Annotated in this window: 16 protein-coding genes; 12 read left to right on the forward strand and 4 right to left on the reverse strand. The window is 73.3% G+C overall.

The features are described 5' to 3' along the window. The first annotated feature begins 453 nt into the window (after positions 1-453). A complete protein-coding gene (locus ABT122_RS30795) occupies positions 454-2,031 on the forward strand; it encodes an ATP-dependent DNA ligase (RefSeq protein ID WP_351558970.1) in 1,578 nt (525 codons plus the stop codon). A gap of 102 nt (positions 2,032-2,133) precedes the next feature. Here ABT122_RS30795 and ABT122_RS30800 read toward each other — a convergent pair whose 3' ends face one another. Beyond that, positions 2,134-2,985, reverse strand: coding sequence for an NAD(P)H-binding protein (locus ABT122_RS30800; protein ID WP_351558972.1), 852 nt, complete (start codon positions 2,983-2,985; stop codon positions 2,134-2,136). 80 nt (positions 2,986-3,065) lie between these two features. Here ABT122_RS30800 and ABT122_RS30805 point away from each other — a divergent pair, with 80 nt between their 5' ends. Together ABT122_RS30805 and ABT122_RS30810 are read left to right on the forward strand one after the other, a co-directional pair. Continuing rightward, positions 3,066-4,052, forward strand: coding sequence for an AraC family transcriptional regulator (locus ABT122_RS30805; protein WP_351558974.1), 987 nt, complete (start codon positions 3,066-3,068; stop codon positions 4,050-4,052). Between the two features lie 28 nt (positions 4,053-4,080). Further along, positions 4,081-5,076, forward strand: a complete 996-nt coding sequence (locus tag ABT122_RS30810) for a class I SAM-dependent methyltransferase (RefSeq protein ID WP_502976235.1) — start codon at positions 4,081-4,083, stop codon at positions 5,074-5,076. A 55-nt stretch (positions 5,077-5,131) separates the two neighbouring features. Here ABT122_RS30810 and ABT122_RS30815 read toward each other — a convergent pair whose 3' ends face one another. From ABT122_RS30815 to ABT122_RS30825, 3 genes are all read right to left on the reverse strand, one after another. After that, positions 5,132-5,590, reverse strand: a complete 459-nt coding sequence (locus tag ABT122_RS30815; RefSeq protein WP_351558975.1) for an RICIN domain-containing protein — start codon at positions 5,588-5,590, stop codon at positions 5,132-5,134. Positions 5,591-5,725: 135 nt separating this feature from the next. After that, a complete protein-coding gene (locus tag ABT122_RS30820; protein WP_351558976.1) occupies positions 5,726-6,151 on the reverse strand; it encodes a hypothetical protein in 426 nt (141 codons plus the stop codon). 215 nt (positions 6,152-6,366) lie between these two features. Continuing rightward, entirely contained in the window at positions 6,367-7,200 is an 834-nt protein-coding gene (locus ABT122_RS30825) for an aldo/keto reductase (RefSeq protein ID WP_351558978.1), read from the reverse strand. 217 nt (positions 7,201-7,417) lie between these two features. On the opposite strand from ABT122_RS30825, the gene pqqA reads away from it, so the two are divergent. From pqqA to ABT122_RS30870, 9 genes are all read left to right on the forward strand, one after another. Next, a complete protein-coding gene (pqqA, locus tag ABT122_RS30830; RefSeq protein ID WP_351558980.1) occupies positions 7,418-7,540 on the forward strand; it encodes a pyrroloquinoline quinone precursor peptide PqqA in 123 nt (40 codons plus the stop codon). Between the two features lie 11 nt (positions 7,541-7,551). Continuing rightward, positions 7,552-8,463, forward strand: a complete 912-nt coding sequence (pqqB, locus tag ABT122_RS30835) for a pyrroloquinoline quinone biosynthesis protein PqqB (protein WP_351558982.1) — start codon at positions 7,552-7,554, stop codon at positions 8,461-8,463. Beyond that, a complete protein-coding gene (gene pqqC, locus ABT122_RS30840; protein WP_351558984.1) occupies positions 8,460-9,203 on the forward strand; it encodes a pyrroloquinoline-quinone synthase PqqC in 744 nt (247 codons plus the stop codon). The genes pqqB and pqqC overlap by 4 nt, the downstream gene beginning before the upstream one ends. Beyond that, the gene (pqqD, locus tag ABT122_RS30845; RefSeq protein ID WP_351558986.1) at positions 9,200-9,541 is read left to right on the forward strand and encodes a pyrroloquinoline quinone biosynthesis peptide chaperone PqqD; all 342 of its coding nucleotides are present in this window, start codon (positions 9,200-9,202) and stop codon (positions 9,539-9,541) included. Before pqqC ends, pqqD begins: the two co-directional genes overlap by 4 nt. Next, the gene (gene pqqE, locus ABT122_RS30850; protein ID WP_351558988.1) at positions 9,538-10,629 is read left to right on the forward strand and encodes a pyrroloquinoline quinone biosynthesis protein PqqE; all 1,092 of its coding nucleotides are present in this window, start codon (positions 9,538-9,540) and stop codon (positions 10,627-10,629) included. Before pqqD ends, pqqE begins: the two co-directional genes overlap by 4 nt. A gap of 88 nt (positions 10,630-10,717) precedes the next feature. After that, on the forward strand, positions 10,718-11,500 hold the full coding sequence (locus ABT122_RS30855) for a polysaccharide lyase family protein (RefSeq protein ID WP_351558990.1): 783 nt from the start codon (positions 10,718-10,720) through the stop codon (positions 11,498-11,500). A 10-nt stretch (positions 11,501-11,510) separates the two neighbouring features. Further along, positions 11,511-13,505, forward strand: a complete 1,995-nt coding sequence (locus ABT122_RS30860) for a glycosyl hydrolase family 28 protein (RefSeq protein ID WP_351558992.1) — start codon at positions 11,511-11,513, stop codon at positions 13,503-13,505. Beyond that, entirely contained in the window at positions 13,502-15,238 is a 1,737-nt protein-coding gene (locus tag ABT122_RS30865; RefSeq protein ID WP_351558994.1) for a carbohydrate-binding protein, read from the forward strand. Before ABT122_RS30860 ends, ABT122_RS30865 begins: the two co-directional genes overlap by 4 nt. Positions 15,239-15,274: 36 nt before the next feature. After that, positions 15,275-16,378 (forward strand): PQQ-dependent sugar dehydrogenase, encoded by a 1,104-nt coding sequence (locus ABT122_RS30870; RefSeq protein WP_351558996.1) that lies wholly within the window; start codon positions 15,275-15,277, stop codon positions 16,376-16,378. Positions 16,379-16,470: the final 92 nt, after the last annotated feature.

Consider the following 16,470-nt stretch of genomic DNA (forward strand, 5'->3'; position numbering starts at 1 on the left):
CGCGCGGGGGGGGGGGCGGGGGGGGGGGCCGCCCCCCCCCCCCGACCGTGGCCCGCAGGGTGCGGGGTCCTGTCGCACAGGGTCCGTCCTCAATCGCCGGACGGGCTTGGTTTGTGCGGGTTTCCTGTGGTGCGGGGTCCGTCCTCAATCGCCGGACGGGCTGGGTTGGTGCGGGTCTCCTGTGGTGCGGGGGCCGGGCTCAAGTTCCTCCGGAGTTGCCTCTGGGAGGTGCCCCCGGACGGGCTGGATGGCTCGGGTCGGCGGTGACAGGGGGGCCGGTCCCCAGCTCCCCCAGGGCTGCCTCCGGGAGGCGCCCCCGGGAGTGCCCGGGTCGCACGTGGCACAGGTGGCGCGGAATCCCGGGGCGCCGGGGATCGAGGCGCGGGGGTCCGGGGGCGGGCGCACCCGGGTGGTGGGGGTGCGGAGGCGCGGAGCGCGAGGCACCATGGGCGCATGGTCGCCGACGCCCCGGCCCCGGACACCCCGCTGACCCGGCTCACCGAGGTCTCCCGCGAGGTCACCACCACCCCCGCCCGCTCCCAAAAGATCTCCCTCCTCGCCGCCCTCTTCGCCGAAACCCCACCCGACCAGGCCGCCCTCGTCATCTCCTACCTCGCCGGACGCCTCCCGCAGGGCCGCATCGGCATCGGCTGGAGCGCCCTGCGCGACCCCCCGCCACCCGCCTCCGCCCCCACCCTCACCCTCGCCGCCACCGACGCCGCCCTCACCGCGCTCGCCCGGCTCACCGGACCGGGCTCCCAGGCGGGCCGCAGGGACCTCCTGCGGGAGCTGCTGGCCGCCGCCACCGCCGAGGAGCAGCACTTCCTCACCCGGCTGCTGCTCGGCGAGGTACGGCAGGGAGCGCTCGGCGCCATCGCCCTGGAGGGTGTCGCCCGGGCCGCCCACGCGCCCCCCGACGCGGTCCGCCGAGCGGTCATGCTGGCGGGCTCCCTGCCCCGGGTCGCCGGCCCCCTGCTCGCCGAGGGCCCCGCCGCGCTGGAACGGTTCCGGCTCACCGTCGGCACCCCGGTGCTCCCGATGCTCGCCCACACCGCCGCGTCCGTCACCGAGGCCGTGCGCACCCTCGGCGCGCCCTGCGCCGTGGAGGAGAAGCTCGACGGCATCCGCGTCCAGGTGCACCGCGACGGCGACGAGGTCCGCGTCCACACCCGCTCCCTCGACGACATCACCGACCGGCTCCCCGAAGTCGCCGAGGCGGCCCGGCTGCTGGCGGGCGACCGGCTGATCCTCGACGGCGAGGTGATCGCCCTCGACGCCGGCGGCCGGCCCGTCCCCTTCCAGGAGATCGCCTCCCGCGTCGGCTCCCGCACCGATGTGGCGTCGGCCCGCGCCGCCCTGCCCGTGTCCCCGGTCTTCTTCGACATCCTCGCCGCCGACGGCGAGGAGACGCTCGACCGCACCGGCGAGCAGCGGTACGCCGTCCTCGCCCGGGTCGTCCCGGAGCCGATGCGGGTCCGGCGCGCCGTCGTCGACGACCCCGGGGACCCCCGGCAGGTCGCCGCCGCCGAGGAGTTCCTCGCCGAGACCCTGCGCCGGGGCCACGAGGGCGTCCTCGTCAAGGCGCTCGGCGCGCCCTACGCGGCGGGCCGCCGGGGACGCTCCTGGCTCAAGGTCAAGCCCGTGCACACCCTCGATCTCGTCGTCCTCGCCGCCGAGTGGGGCCACGGCCGGCGCACCGGCCTGCTCTCCAACCTCCATCTGGGCGCCCGGGCCGCCGACGGCTCCCTCGTCATGCTCGGCAAGACGTTCAAGGGGCTCACCGACGAGATGCTGCGCTGGCAGACGGAACGCCTCGGCGCGCTCGCGGTCGAGGACGACGGATTCACCGTACGGGTCCGGCCCGAGCTGGTGGTGGAGATCGCCTACGACGGGGTGCAGCGCTCACCGCGCTACCCCGCCGGGGTCACCCTGCGCTTCGCCCGGGTGCTGCGCCACCGCCCCGACAAACCGGCCGGGGAGGCGGACACCGTCGAGCAGGTCCTCGCGGTCAGGGGCCCGGCTCCGCCGTGACGGCGCCGCGCGGGAGACGCCGCGCGGCAGACGGCGCGCGGCTCGGGCCGGAGCCCGCCGATGAGGCGGCCCGGTGCGGGCCGGCCCCACCCGGGTCCGGGCTCAGCGCGCCCAGGCGCCCGCCGACGCCGTGTCCAGGGCGAACTCCCGGAAGTCCTTCGGCTCACGGCCCAGCACCCGGCGCACATCCTCCGTCACCGACTGGTTGTGCCCGTCCATCAGCATCGCGAAGAGCCCGGCCAGCCAGGCCGCCTCCGGCTCCGAGAAGCCCAGCGCCGGCAGCATCCCCCGGAACTCCTCCTCCGAGACCGGGGCATAGCGCACCTCGCGCCCGGTGGCCCGGGTGATCTCGGCCGCCGCCTCGTCGAAGGTGACCAGCCGGGGCCCGGTCACCTCGTAGGTCCGCCCGGCGTGCCCCTCGCCGGTGAGCGCCACCACCATCACCTCCGCCAGATCGTCCGCGTCGATGAACGGCTCGGCCGTCCCCCCGGCCGGGAAGGGGATGACGCCGTGCGCCACCCCGTCGGCGAGCGCGCCCTCGGAGAAGTTCTGGGCGAAGAAGGCCGCGCGCACGACCGTGAGATCCACCCCCGACTCGCGCAGCGCGCTCTCCGCCGCCACCGCCTCCGGCTCCCCGCGCCCGGAGAGCAGCACCAGCCGCCCCACCCCGGCCTCGGCCGCCGCCCGCCCGAAGCCCCGCATCGCGTCCACCGCACCGGGGTAGGCCAGATCCGGGTAGTACGCCACACAGGCCGCGTCGACCCCCTCCAGCGCCGGGCCCCAGGTCGCCGGGGACTCCCAGTCGAGGACGGCCTCGCCGGGGCCGGTGCCCGCCTTGCGGGAGCCCGCCCGGACCGCCACGCCCGACTCGGTGAGACGCTGGGCCACCCGCCGGCCGGTCTTGCCCGTCGCCGAGGTCACCAGCACCGTGTTCTGCTTCATGTTCTCTGTCATGACTCCAGATTCCCCCGGTCACTCTGGACTCTCCATGCTCCGGAGGCTCATCCGCATACGCGTTCGTCTACGCTGGCGCCATGGACGCTCTCGCCGGACTGCTCGACGGACCCCGCGCCCGGGGAGCCTTCCTGCTGCGGATGGTCATGGAGCCGCCCTGGTCCGTCCGGGTCGAGGACGGCGCCCCGCTCTCCCTGATGTGCCAGACCGCGGGCGAGGCGTGGATCGTCCCGGACAGCGGGGACCCGGTGCGGCTGCTCCCCGGCGATGTGGCCATCGCGCGCGGCCCCGCCCCGTACACCGTCGCCGACAGCCCCGGCACCGAGCCGCAGGCGCTGGCCGGCCCCGGCGGCACCTGCCACAGCCTGCGCGGCGAGCCGCTGATGGAGTCCATGCTGATGGGGGTGCGCCGATGGGGCAACGACCCGCACGGCTCGGCCGACATGCAGGTCGGCACGTACCAGATGGAGGGCGAGATCAGCGGACGGCTGCTGGACGCGCTGCCCGCCCTCATCCATCTGCCCGCCGACGCCTGGAACTGCCCGCTGATGCCCTTCCTCGGCGAGGAACTGGCCAGTGAGGAGCCCGGTCAGAGCGTGATGCTCGACCGGATGCTGGACCTGGTCCTGATCACCGCGCTGCGGGCCTGGTTCGCACGCCCCGAGGCCCGGGCGCCGCGCTGGTACCGGGCGATGGGCGACCCCGTGGCGGGCCGTGCGCTCCGGCTGATGCAGGACGATCCCGCGCACCCCTGGACCGTGGCCTCGCTGGCCGGCCGCAGCGGGGTCTCCCGGGCCCAGTTCGCCCGGCGCTTCCACGAACTGGTGGGTGAGCCCCCGATGACGTACCTCACCCGGCTGCGGCTCGACCTCGCCGCCGATCTGCTGCTCTCCTCCGGCGCCACCGTCGACGCCATCGCCCGGAAGGTCGGCTACAGCGGCTCCTTCGCGCTGAGCGCGGCCTTCAAGCGGGTGCGCGGGATCAGCCCGCAGGAGCACCGCGCCGGTGGCCGGCCCTCCGCCGGCAGCCCCACCGCGTTGCCGAAACCGCAACTGACATTGTCATAAAGGGCACCCGCATCCGATCCTGTCGCCCATGAGCCGACACCACCACAGCGCCCCCACGAGCCCGCACGACCACGGCACCGGAGGCCACCGCGCAGAACCGGCCGGCAGCCGCGCCGACCGCACCGGCAGCCGCGCCGACGGCCACCCCGGGGGAGACACCGGGCACCACCATCACCACCACGCCGCCGAGATGGACTGGGACGCGATGGGCCCGCTCCTGGAGCGCGGCGCCGAGATCGAGAGCCCGCTCTACCGTGACGCGGCCCAGTGGCTCGGCACGCTGGCCGACCCGGCGCGGGTCCGCCGGGTGCTGGACATCGGCAGCGGCCCCGGCGTGCTGACCACCGTGCTCGCCGAGGCGTTCCCGCACGCCGAGGTGGTCGCCGTCGACCCCACCCCGCAACTGCTGGAGCGGGCCCGGACGCGCGCCGAGCGGGCCGGGATCGCCGGCCGCTTCTCGGCGCTCCGCGCCGAACTCCCCGGTGACCTCTCCGGCCTCGGCCGGGCGGACGTGGTCTGGGCGGGCAACATGGTCCACCACGTCGGCGAGCAGAGCGCCGCCCTCCGCGACCTCTCCACCCTGCTGAACCCCGGCGGGCTGCTCGCCGTGGTCGAGGGCGGGCTGCCCGCGCGCCGGCTGCCCCGGGACATCGGCTTCGGCCGGCCGGGCCTGGAGGCACGGCTGGACGCCGCCCACGCCGACTGGTTCAGCCGGATGCGCGCCGGCCTGCCCGGGGTGAAGGACGAGACCGAGGACTGGCCGGCGCTCCTCGCCACCGCCGGACTCACCCCCGGGGGCACCCGCTCCTTCCTCCTGGACGTGCCCGCCCCGGCCCCCCGGGAGGTGCGCGACTACCACGTCACCTCCTTCCAGCGGCTGCGCGAGGCGGCGGAGGAGACGTTCGGGGCGGACGATCTCGCCGCGCTGGACCGGCTGCTGGACCCGGAGGACCCCGGCGGGCTGCTGCTCCGCCCGGACGTCTGTCTGCTGCTCGCCCGCACGGTGCACACCGCGCGCGGCTGAGACCGCACCGCACCGCACCGCACCGGCCCGGCCGGTCCGGGGGAGGGGGCGCGGCTCAGGGGCAGGGTTCGAGCCGCCACTGCTGGCCGGGCGCGTCGGTGTCCTCCCACTGGCGCACCCGCGCCCCCTCCTCCCGGCTGCCGTCGGCGACCTCCAGCAGCAGACCGCTGACGAAGCTCACGATGGCGACGGTGCCGGGCGCGTCGACATGGTTCTCGATGATCCACTCCTGGGCGCCGAAGTTGTTCGGCCGCCACTGCTGCACGCGGGCGCCGTTCTCGGTGGAGGCGTTCGCGACATCGAGGCGCTTGCCGCTGGCGACGCTGACGAAGTGGTGGAGCCCGCTGCCGTTCGGCACGGGCTCGATCCGCCACTGCTGGCCGGCGGCGCCGCTCTCCGCGCCCTGCTGGACGACGGCCCCGCTGCCCTTCGCCCCGCCGTACACCTCCAGGAGCAGCCCGCTGCCGACGTTGCGCACCCGATACCGGCCAGGCCGGATCGCCCCGTTCCCCATCCCGTACTCCTCGTTCGTCCGGCGCCTCGGACCGTGGCGCCGTGCCGCCGCATGATCGTACGAGAGCGCCGCGCGGCGGACGCACGGGAGCCCTCGACCGGACGTGCGGCCGGCCGAGGGCTCCCGTGCGCCAGGTCAGCGCACGTGCACGGTGAAGGGGGCCGAGGCCGTGCCGCCGCCGACGATCCGGAGGGTGTTGCGGCCCTGGAGGCCGAGGTGGACCCGGAGCCGGTAGGCCGACGCCCGGGTGATGTTCATGGAGGCGGGCAGGGTCACCCAGTGCCTGCCCTGCCGCTGCTGGAGCGCCACCCGGGTGCCGGGCCTCATCTCCTGGGCGTCGCCGTACACCCGGAACTGCTGCCAGGCGCGGACGCCGGTGCTGGTGGGCCGGGCGGTGAGGGCCTGTCCGCCCTCCCGGCCCGGGCCCGGGGCGACGGCCGAGCCCTTCCGCGGCCCGGGGGCGGGGGCCGGGTCGACCACCGCCATGGCCATGCCCATGGTCGCGGTGAGCAGGGCGCCGGTGGTGAGGGCGGTGGCGGTGGTCCTGGTGCGACGCTCCACGGGATGCCTCCGGTGCGGGGGTCAAGGAGCGTCACGCTAGACATACGACACGAAAATATGATGAAAGGGCGCGCAGAGAGGCCCCGGAATCCCACGCCCGGCCGAGCGCCACCGCCCCCGCGCCGCCCCCTGAGACCGGTCGGCCCCTGAGACCGGTCGGCCCCTGAGACCGGTCGGCCCCTGAGACCGGTCGGCCGGCCTCCGGGGCCGGCCGGTCAGACGATTTCGAAGGCCGCCGGGTCCGGGCCCAGCCGCTTCCCCTCGTCCAGCGCCCCCAGCGCGGCGAGGTCGTCCGCGTCCAGCTCGAAGCCGAAGACGTCGATGTTCTCCCGGATGCGCGACGGGGTCACCGACTTGGGGATCACCACATGGCCGAGCTGGAGGTGCCAGCGCAGCACCACCTGCGCCGGGGTCCGCCCGTGCTTGCGGGCGATCGCGATGACGGTCGGGACCTCCAGCAGCCCCTTGCCCTGGCCCAGGGGCGACCAGGCCTCGGTGGCGATGGAGTGCCGGGCGTGGAACGCGCGGGACTCCTCCTGCTGGAGCTGCGGGTGCAGCTCGATCTGGTTCACCGCCGGGACCACGGAGGTCTTCTCGATCAGCCGCTCCAGATGGGCCGGCAGAAAGTTCGACACGCCGATGGCACGGGCCCGTCCGTCCGAGAGGATCTTCTCGAACGCGCGGTAGGTGTCCACATAGGTGTCCCGGGACGGCATCGGCCAGTGGATCAGATAGAGATCCACCCGGTCGAGGCCCAGCCGGTCGAGCGAGGCGTCGAAGGCGCGGAGGGTCGTGTCGTACCCCTGGTCGCTGTTCCACAGCTTGGTGGTCACGAACAGCTCGTCCCGGGGGACCCCCGAGGAGGCGATGGCGCGGCCGGTGCCCGTCTCGTTCTCGTACACCGCCGCGGTGTCGATGCTGCGGTACCCGGCCTCCAGCGCCGTGGCGACCGACTTCGCCGCCTCGTCGTCGGGAACCTGCCACACGCCGTAGCCCAGCTGCGGCATCGTGACACCGTTGTTGAGGGTGATGGAGGGAACCTTGCTCACGAGGGGTGGGTCCTTACGTCGTCGGATGCTCCGCTGGTTCTCCCATGGTCAACGATCGCTGGGGAAAGAGCATTCCCAGCCATGGAACTTGGCGCGATACCACTGCGACCACATCGGTTCGGAGCATTGACCGGTTCTCGTCAAGACGCAACTCTATGACACATGGCTGAACGCAGGTCGCTCATGTGAACGTCCGTCCGGAAAGGCAGGCACCCTCGTGAACACCACCACCCCGGCCCCCCAGGACACCGCACCCCAGCACACCACCCCCTGGCACACCCCCGAGTACGAGATCGTCGAAACCGCGCTCGAAGTCACCGCCTACGCCCTCACCGACTGAGCCCAGCCGCCATGCTGCTCCAGGTGCTCGGCACCGCGGCGGGCGGCGGACTGCCCCAGTGGAACTGCGCGTGCCCCGGCTGCACCGGGGCACGCGCCCACCCGCACCGCCGCCGCCGGCACGCCTCCCTCGCCCTGCGCGCGGACGAGGACCACTGGTACCTCGTCAACGCCACCCCCGACATCGGCGACCAGATCGAGGACAGCGACGCCCTGCGGCCCGGACCCGGCCACCGGCGGACCCCGCTGGCCGGCGTCCTCCTCACCGACGCCGAACTCGACCACACCCTCGGTATCGCCCGGCTCCGGGAGGCCGGCGGCTTCACCGTCCACGCCACCGCCCCCGTCCGCACCGCGCTGCGGGAACGGCTCCGGCTCGGCGAGATCCTCGCCCCCTACACCCGTGTCGACTGGCTGCCGCTCGGCCCCGGACCCCAGCCGCTCGGCGGGGAGGGCACGGTCGAACTGTCCACCGTGCCCGTCTCGGCCAAACGGCCCAGATACGCCGCCGGGGGCCCGCCCGACCCGGACGGCGCGGGCTCCGCCGACTGGGTGGTGGCCCTGCGGCTGCGCGAGACCACCACCGGACGGTCCCTGCTGTACGCCCCCGCGCTCGCCCACTGGTCCGACGCGTTCCAGCGGGCCGTCGACGAAGCCGACTGCGTCATCGTCGACGGCACCTTCTGGGACGACGACGAACCCGTCCGCACGGGGATCTCCCGCAAGACCGCCACCGGCATGGGCCATCTCCCCATCAGCGGCCCCCGGGGCACCGCCCGGCACCTCACCCGCGCCCGAGCCCGCTGCCTCTACACCCACCTCAACAACACCAATCCCCTCGGGGACCCGGACGCCGAGGAGCACACATCGCTCCGCTCCTGGGGCCTCGAAGTCGCCGCCGACCGAATGGTGATCGAGCTGTGAGCACCCTCGCGCCGTCCCCCGCGGGCGCCGGTCAGCTGTGGAGCCCGGAGGAGTTCACCGCGCGGCTGCGCGCCGTGCCCGCCGAGCGCTACCACGACCGCCACCCCTTCAACGTACGGATGCACCAAGGCACCCTCACCCCCGCCGAACTGCGCCGTTGGATCGTCAACCGGTTCCACTACCAGCGCTTCATCCCCGTCAAGGACGCCCTGATCCTCGCCAAGTTCGACGATCCGGCGCTGCGCCGCTCCTGGCTGCGCCGCATCCAGGACCACGACGGGACCACCGAGGGCGAGGGCGGCATCGAGCGCTGGCTCCGCCTCGGCGAGGCCGCGGGGATCGACCGGGCCCGGCTGCTCTCGGGCGACGGGGTCCTGCCCGGAGTACGGCTCGCGGTCGACGGATACGTCAACTTCTGCCGGCTGCGGCCCGCGCTGGAGGCCGTCGCCGCCTCGCTCACCGAACTCGCCGCGCCCACCCTCATGCGCACCCGGATCGCCGCCTTCGAACGGCACTACCCGTGGATCGGGGCCGAGGGCCTGGCCTACTTCCGCGCCCGCGTCGGGCAGGGCGACCGCGACAGCACGGAGGCCCTGGCCCTGGTCCTGACCGGGGCGGCCGGCCGCCGCGACCAGGAGGCCGCCGTCGCCGCCCTGCGCTTCAAGTGCGAGGTCCTCTGGTCCCTCCTGGACGCCCTGGAGACCGCGACCGCCCACCCCGCGCCGGACACCCCGCGATGACCGCCGCCCGCCCGCGGCCCGCCGCGTCCGGTACCGGCCCCGCGCCGGAAGCGCCCCCCACCCACCCCCCGCCGGAAGCGCCCCCCGGCTGGCGGCCCGCGCTCTCCCGGGGCGTCGTGCTGCGGCACGACCGCGTCCGCGGGGTCGATCTGCTGCTGCTGCCCGAGCGGGTCGTCGTCCTGCGCGGCAGCGCCGCCGAGGTGCTGAAACGCTGTGACGGTGTACGCGATGTGCGCACCATCGTCGCCGAACTCGCCGCACTCCACCCCGGCGCCCCCGTCACCACCGAGGCGCCCCGCTTCCTCGGCCGCGTCCGAGCGGAGGGCTGGCTGACATGACCGAGATCGCCCCGCCGTGGGCCCTGCTCGCCGAGCTGAGCCACGGCTGTCCGCTGCGCTGCGCCTACTGCTCCAACCCCACCGAACTGGTCGGTCGGTCAGACGAACTGACCACGGCCGAATGGGCCGGCACCTTCACCCAGGCCGCCGCCCTCGGCGTCGTCCAGAGCCATCTCTCCGGCGGGGAACCCCTGCTGCGCCGCGATCTCACCGAGATCGTCGCCGCCGCCGACGGCGCGGGCATCCACACCCAGCTCGTCACCAGCGGCGTCGGCCTGAGCGAACGGCGGCTGGCCGCCCTCGCCGGCGCGGGGCTGCGCAGCGTACAGCTCTCCGTGCAGCACGCGGACCCCGGCGCGTCCGAACGCATCGCCGGGGCCCGCTCGTTCGCCGCGAAGGAGCGCGCCGCCCGGCTGGTCCGGGAATCAGGGCTGCCGCTCGGGCTCAACGCGGTCCTCCACCGGGCCAATCTCGACGCCGTCGACGCGCTCATCGATCTCGGACTCGCCTGGGGCGCCCAGCGCCTCGAACTCGCCAACGCCCAGTTCTACGGCTGGGCCCTGCGCAACCGCGACGCGCTGCTCCCCGGCCGCCCCCAGCTCGCCCGGGCCCGGGACCGTGTCGAGCGGCGGCGGCCCGCTCTCGCCGGGCGGATGGAGCTGCTCTGGGTGGTGCCGGACTACGCCGACGGCCGGGCCAAACCCTGTATGGGCGGCTGGGGAGCGGTCTCGCTCACCGTGGCGCCCGACGGCCGCGTCCACCCGTGCCCGGCCGCCGCCGCCCTCCCCGGGCTCGACGCCCCCAGCGTCCGGGACCACTCCCTGGAGTGGATCTGGCACGACTCCCCGTCGTTCAACCTCTACCGGGGCGAGGAGTGGATGCGGGACCCGTGCCGCGGCTGCGAGCTTCGCACCCGGGACTTCGGCGGCTGCCGCTGCCAGGCGTACGCACTGACCGGCGACGCCACCCGCACCGACCCGGTCTGCTCCCGCTCCCCGGACCACGGGCTCGTCCGCGATCTCGTCGACCGCGCCGCGACCGCTCCGGCGGCCCCGCCCGCGTACACCTACCGCGGGGAGGGGTCATGAGGCCCTCCCCGCGACGGACACCGGCACCACCCGTACGACCACCGCGACACCCGTACCCGCACGGACAACTCACAACGAGGTGAGGGACATGGCCACATCCCGCAGGACCGTCCTCGGCGCGGCGCTCACCGGCGCGGTCGCCGCCGGAATCCCGGCGCTCGCCACCCCCGCGTCGGCGGCCTCCTGGCAACTGCGCTGGTCGCCGTCGGCGAGCGGCGACCGGCTCCGCGCCTTCGAGACGCTGGAGGACGACCGCGCCAACTCCCACCCGGCGGCGGGGGACCACATCACCACCGAGGGAGACAACTTCCGCTTCACCATGCACACCGTCGACCGGGACACCAGCACCGACCGCCAGCGGCACGAGGTCACCGGCTGCCGCAACGGCGACTCGTACCTCCAGTGGAAGCAGGGCGAGACCTGGCGGGTCACGTACTCGATGTACATCCCCAGCTCGCTCAAGGCCACCACCACCTTCACCCACATCATGCAGATGAAGCAGCCGGGTGCCGGTTCCGCCCCGATCGTGGTCCAGTCGCTGCGCCGGGTGAACGGGGCCCAGACCATCGAGCTGAAGATCTTCACCCCGAACATCCTCGTCGGCCGCGCCAGCCTGACGCCCCTGCACAACAAGTGGACCGATGTCGACTTCCAGATCAAGATCGGCAACGGCACCTCGGGCTCGGTCCGCTGGATTCTCAAGAGCGGTGGATCGACTGTGATCGACGCCTCCAAGTCGGGCATCGACACCTTCCTCGCCGACCGGGTCCGCCCCAAGTGGGGCATCTACCGCTCCCTGGAGGACAGCTCCGGCTCCCTGGAGAACTGTCATCTGCTCCTCACCAACCTGCGCGGCTACCAGCTCGTCTGAGGAGGACGGCATGAAGAGCGTTCGCGGATCGACCGCCACGGTCCTGCTCGGCCTCGCGCTCGCGCTGGGCGTCCTCCAGCCCCCGGCGACCGGCGCCCCGGCACCGGCGGGCGCCTCGGCCCCCGTGGACGGGTCCCGGCCCCCGGCCGCCTCCCCGCGCGGCGGTGACCTGGTGACCGTGCCGCCGCCCGTCGCGGCCGAGTTCGACGTCCGGGACTACGGCGCGGTGGGCAATGGCTCCACCAACGACACCGGCGCCATCAACCGGGCCATCACCGCCGCCAACAGCGCGGGCGGCGGCACCGTCCGCTTCACCTCCGGCACCTACGAGTCCAAGAACACGATCCACATGAAGAGCCATGTCACTCTTCAGCTGGACGCGGGCGCCACCATCAGCGGCAACGGCGCGGACACCTACGACCCGCCCGAGACCAACCCCTGGGACGACTACCAGGACTACGGCCACAGCCACTTCCACAACGCCATGATCCACGGCGACAGGCTCACCAACATCGGCTTCACCGGCTCCGGCACCATCGACGGCGACGGCGCGCTGATCACCGGCAACCCCAAGTCCGGCGAGGCCGACAAGATCATCTCGTTGACCCGCTGCACCAATCTCACCCTCAGCGGCATCACCCTGCGCGAGGGCGGCCACTTCGCGGCCCTCATCAACGACTGTGACAACGTTGTGTCCGACCGTCTGGTGATGGACACCGCGATGGACCGCGACGGCTGGAACATCATCTCCACCACCGACGTGCGGATCACCAACGCCCGTCTGGAGGCCAACGACGACGCCCTCGCCTTCAAGAGCGACTACGCGCTGGGCGCCAAGCTCTCCAACGGCAATGTCACCGTCACCGACTCCCATCTCTCCGCCGGCTGCTGCAACGCGCTGATGTTCGGCTCGGAGACCTGCGGCGACTTCACCAACTACCGCTTCGAGCGGATCACCATCAAGGGCTCGGACAAATCCGGCCTCGGCATGGTCTCCATGGACGGCGCCAAGATCTCCGATGTCCACTACAAGGACATCACCATGACCGAGGTCCGCTCCCCGATCACGCAGAAGGTCGGCACCCGCAAGCGCTGCGGCAACAACCCCGGGGTCGGCTCCATCAGCGACATCACCTACACCAACGTCAGGGCGAGCGGACAGAGCGCGTCCTTCTCGCCCACCCTCTGGGGCGAGTCCGGCAGCGGCCGGATCAGGAACATCACCTTCGACAACACCGACCTCACCGTCCCCGGCGGCAACGGCACCATGGCCACCACCCCGCCCAGCAACCAGCCCACCGGCTACAACCCCAACTCGATCGGCACCCGCCCCGCCTACGGCTGGTACATCCGCAACGCCGAGAACGTCCGCTTCACCGACAGCGAGGTCCGGTTCAACGCCAACGACGGCCGGCCCGCCGTGATCGCCAACAACAGCTCCGGCATCCGCTTCGACCGCTTCACCGCCCAGCGCGGCAGCACCAGCCCCGCCGATCTCCTCTTCCAGACGGTGACCGGCTACTGCGCCGCGAACAGCGCCAACACCGGCGGCGGGGCACTGCGCGTCAGCCAGACCGGCTCCACCCAGGACTGCGCACCCACCGGTCCCGCGCCCACCCGGTACGAGGCCGAGAACGCCTCCTGGACCCCCGGCTCCACCGTGGACTCCAACCACACCGGGTTCAGCGGCAGCGGCTTCGTCAACACCCCGAACACCACCGGCGCGCACGTGGAGTGGACCGTCACCGCCGCCGCGGCGGGCACCGCCGGTCTCGTCATCGGCTACGCGAACGGCACCACCGCGGACCGCCCGATGGACATCTCCGTCAACGGCACCACCATCGCCGCCGGAAGATCCTTCCCCGGCACCGGGGCGTGGACCACCTGGCGCACCGTCACCGTGCCCGCCGGCCTCCTGTCCGGCGCCAACACCGTCAGGGTCACCGCCACCACCGCGAACGGCGCCCCCAACCTCGACCACCTCGATGTGGAGTCGCCCCGATGAGACGCATCGGAACCCTGGGCCGCGTCGCCCTGGTCCTCGCCCTCGCCCTGCCGCTCGGCGCCGGCCGGCTCACCGCGCCACCGCCCGCCGCCGCCTCCGACAACGGACTCTCCATCCGGCCCGCGATGGGCTGGTCCAGCTGGAGCTTCGTCCGCCGCTGGCCCACCGAGGCCAAGATCAAGGCCCAGGCGGACGCCCTGGTCAGCAGCGGCCTGAAGGACAAGGGCTACATCCATGTCAACCTCGACGACTTCTACCAGAAGTGCGACGCCAACGGCTTCGTCGTCGACTCCCACGGCCGCTGGACCGTCGACGAGACCGCGTTCCCCTCCGGGATCAAGGCGCTCGCCGACTACATCCACTCCAAGGGGCTGAAGTTCGGCTTCTATGTCACCCCCGGCATCGCCAAGAACGCCGTCACCCGCAACACCCCCATCGAGGGCACCCCGTACCGGGCCAGGGACATCGCCGACACCACCAGGCAGGAGAAGAACTACAACTGCAAGAACATGTACTACATCGACTACGGCAAACCCGGCTCCCAGGAGTTCGTGAACTCCTGGGCCCGCCAGTTCGCCGACTGGGGAGTCGACTACCTCAAGATCGACGGCGTCGGCAGCCATGACATCCCCGATGTCCGCGCCTGGGACCGGGCCCTGCGCGCCACCGGCCGGCCCATCACCTACGCCCTCTCCAACAACCTCGCCATCGCCGACGCCCCCACCTGGCGGCAGCTCGCCAACAGCTGGCGCACCCAGGGCGATGTCGAGTGCTACTGCGGCCCCGGCCCCAACGGCAGCGGCTATCCGCTCACCGACTGGGGCCACATCACCTCCCGCTTCACCAGCGCCGCCAACTGGCAGCCCTACGCCGGACCCGGCGGCTGGAACGACCTCGACTCCCTCCAGATCGGCAACGGCGACCAGGTGGGACTCACCTCCGACCAGCGCCGCTCCCATCTGACGCTCTGGGCGATGGCAGCCTCCCCGCTGCTGCTGGGCACCGACCTCACCGCCCTCAACGCCACTGACAAGGCGATGCTCACCAATGAGCGGCTGATCGCCGTCAACCAGGACGGAGTCGCCGCCCGGCGGATCGTCAACGCGGGCGCCCAGCAGGTCTGGAGCAAACGCGAGGCCAACGGCGACCACATCATCGCCCTCTTCAACACCGGCACCTCCGGCAACCAGACAGTCTCCGTCACCTGGGCGCAGGCCGGTCTCAGCGGACCGGCCGCCATCACCGACCTGTGGTCGGGCCGGAGCGGCGGCACCGTCAGCGACTCCTACAGCGCCACCCTCCGGCCGGGGGAGACCCGGCTGATCCGGGCGGCCCCGCGCTCCGGCGGCACCGTCCGCCACGAGGCGGAGAACGGCACCTGGACCGCCGGCTCCACCGTGGACTCCAACCACGGAGGCTTCAGCGGCACCGGCTTCGTCAACACCCCGAACGCCACCGGCGCGTATGTGGAGTGGTCGGTGGAGTCGGCGACGGCCCGGGACGCCCCCGTCACCCTGCGGTACGCCAACGGGACGGCCGACGGGCGCCCGATGGACCTCTCCGTCAACGGCTCCGTCGTCGTGGCCAACCGTCCCTTCAACGGCACCGGAGCCTGGACCACCTGGGCCGATGCCACGCTCACCGTGCCGCTGAAGGCGGGCACCAACACCGTCCGCGTCACCGCCACCACCGCGGGCGGCGCCCCCAACCTGGACTTCCTCGACCGCGGATAGCCCCCCACCCCGCAACCCCCCCCCACGGAGGTATCCATGCACCGCAGCACCACCACGAGGACCCGGCTCGCCACCACCACCGCGGCCGTCGCGGCGGCGCTCCTCACCGCCCTGGTGCCGCCCGCCGGCGCCACCGGGACCGAGCCGCCCGCCACCCGGGGCAACCCGACCGGGGTCACCCAGATCTCCACCGGCTGGACCATCCCCTGGGGCGCCTCCTGGCTCCCCGACCGCTCGGCCGCCCTGGTCACCGAACGCGACTCGTTCAAGGTCCTCAAGGTGACCCCGTCCGGCGGGAAGTCCTCGGCGGGCTCCGTGCCCCACTCCCAGACCACCGGCGGCGAGGGCGGGCTGATGGGCGTCGCCGTCGACCCCAACTGGGCGTCCAACCGCTACGTGTACTTCCTGCACACCTCCACCGACGGCAACCGCGTCGCCAGGATGACCTACAACGGCTCCACCCTCAGCGGCTACACCGCCCTCGTCTCCGGCATCAAGAAGGCCAAGTACCACAACGGCGGCGCCCTGGCCTTCGGGCCCGACGGCTATCTCTACGCCGCCACGGGCGACGCCCAGACCACCTCACTCGCCCAGGACCGCAACTCCCTCAACGGCAAGATCCTCCGGATCACCCGGGACGGCGCAGCGGCCCCCGGAAACCCCTTCAACAGCCGCGTCTTCAGCCTCGGCCACCGCAACCCCCAGGGCCTGGCCTTCGACTCCAGGGGCCGGCTCTGGTCGGCGGAGCTGGGCCAGAGCACCGCGGACGAGCTGAACCTCATCAAGTCCGGCCACAACTACGGCTGGCCGGCCTGTGAGGGCAGCTGCGGCACCGCCGGCATGACCAACCCCAAGAAGACCTGGGGCGTCGCCGAGGCCTCGCCGAGCGGCATCGCCATCGTCGACAACGCCGTCTACATGGCCTCCCTGCGCGGCAAGCGGCTCTGGGAGATCCCGATCAGCCCCGACAACGAGAACACCGGCACCGCGAAGGCGTACTACGCGGGCACCTACGGCCGGCTGCGCGGTGTGACCAAGGTGCCCGGCGCCAACCAGCTCTGGCTGTCGACCACCAACACGGACGGCAACGGCGGCGAAGCGGCCGGCGCCGACCGCATTCTCCGCGTCACCATCGGCTGAGCGGACCCGCTCCCGGCACGGGCCCCCCGGCGGCCCGGGCCCACCCCGCCCCCGGCCCCCCGCAACCCACACCCGCCCCCCACCACAAGCCA

It is taken from the genome of Streptomyces sp. NPDC001985 (genome assembly GCF_040296845.1).
In the GTDB taxonomy this organism is placed as follows: domain Bacteria; phylum Actinomycetota; class Actinomycetes; order Streptomycetales; family Streptomycetaceae; genus Streptomyces.

Bases quoted from the DNA above. Each gene is read 5' to 3' on its own strand.
- ABT122_RS30795 (WP_351558970.1), top strand. From the start codon at position 454: ATGGTCGCCGACGCCCCGGCCCCGGACACCCCGCTGACCCGGCTCACC.
- ABT122_RS30800 (WP_351558972.1), bottom strand. From the start codon at position 2,985: ATGACAGAGAACATGAAGCAGAACACGGTGCTGGTGACCTCGGCGACG.
- ABT122_RS30805 (WP_351558974.1), top strand. From the start codon at position 3,066: ATGGACGCTCTCGCCGGACTGCTCGACGGACCCCGCGCCCGGGGAGCC.
- ABT122_RS30810 (WP_502976235.1), top strand. From the start codon at position 4,081: ATGAGCCGACACCACCACAGCGCCCCCACGAGCCCGCACGACCACGGC.
- ABT122_RS30815 (WP_351558975.1), bottom strand. From the start codon at position 5,590: ATGGGGAACGGGGCGATCCGGCCTGGCCGGTATCGGGTGCGCAACGTC.
- pqqB (WP_351558982.1), top strand. From the start codon at position 7,552: ATGCTGCTCCAGGTGCTCGGCACCGCGGCGGGCGGCGGACTGCCCCAG.
- pqqD (WP_351558986.1), top strand. From the start codon at position 9,200: ATGACCGCCGCCCGCCCGCGGCCCGCCGCGTCCGGTACCGGCCCCGCG.
- pqqE (WP_351558988.1), top strand. From the start codon at position 9,538: ATGACCGAGATCGCCCCGCCGTGGGCCCTGCTCGCCGAGCTGAGCCAC.
- ABT122_RS30855 (WP_351558990.1), top strand. From the start codon at position 10,718: ATGGCCACATCCCGCAGGACCGTCCTCGGCGCGGCGCTCACCGGCGCG.
- ABT122_RS30860 (WP_351558992.1), top strand. From the start codon at position 11,511: ATGAAGAGCGTTCGCGGATCGACCGCCACGGTCCTGCTCGGCCTCGCG.
- ABT122_RS30865 (WP_351558994.1), top strand. From the start codon at position 13,502: ATGAGACGCATCGGAACCCTGGGCCGCGTCGCCCTGGTCCTCGCCCTC.
- ABT122_RS30870 (WP_351558996.1), top strand. From the start codon at position 15,275: ATGCACCGCAGCACCACCACGAGGACCCGGCTCGCCACCACCACCGCG.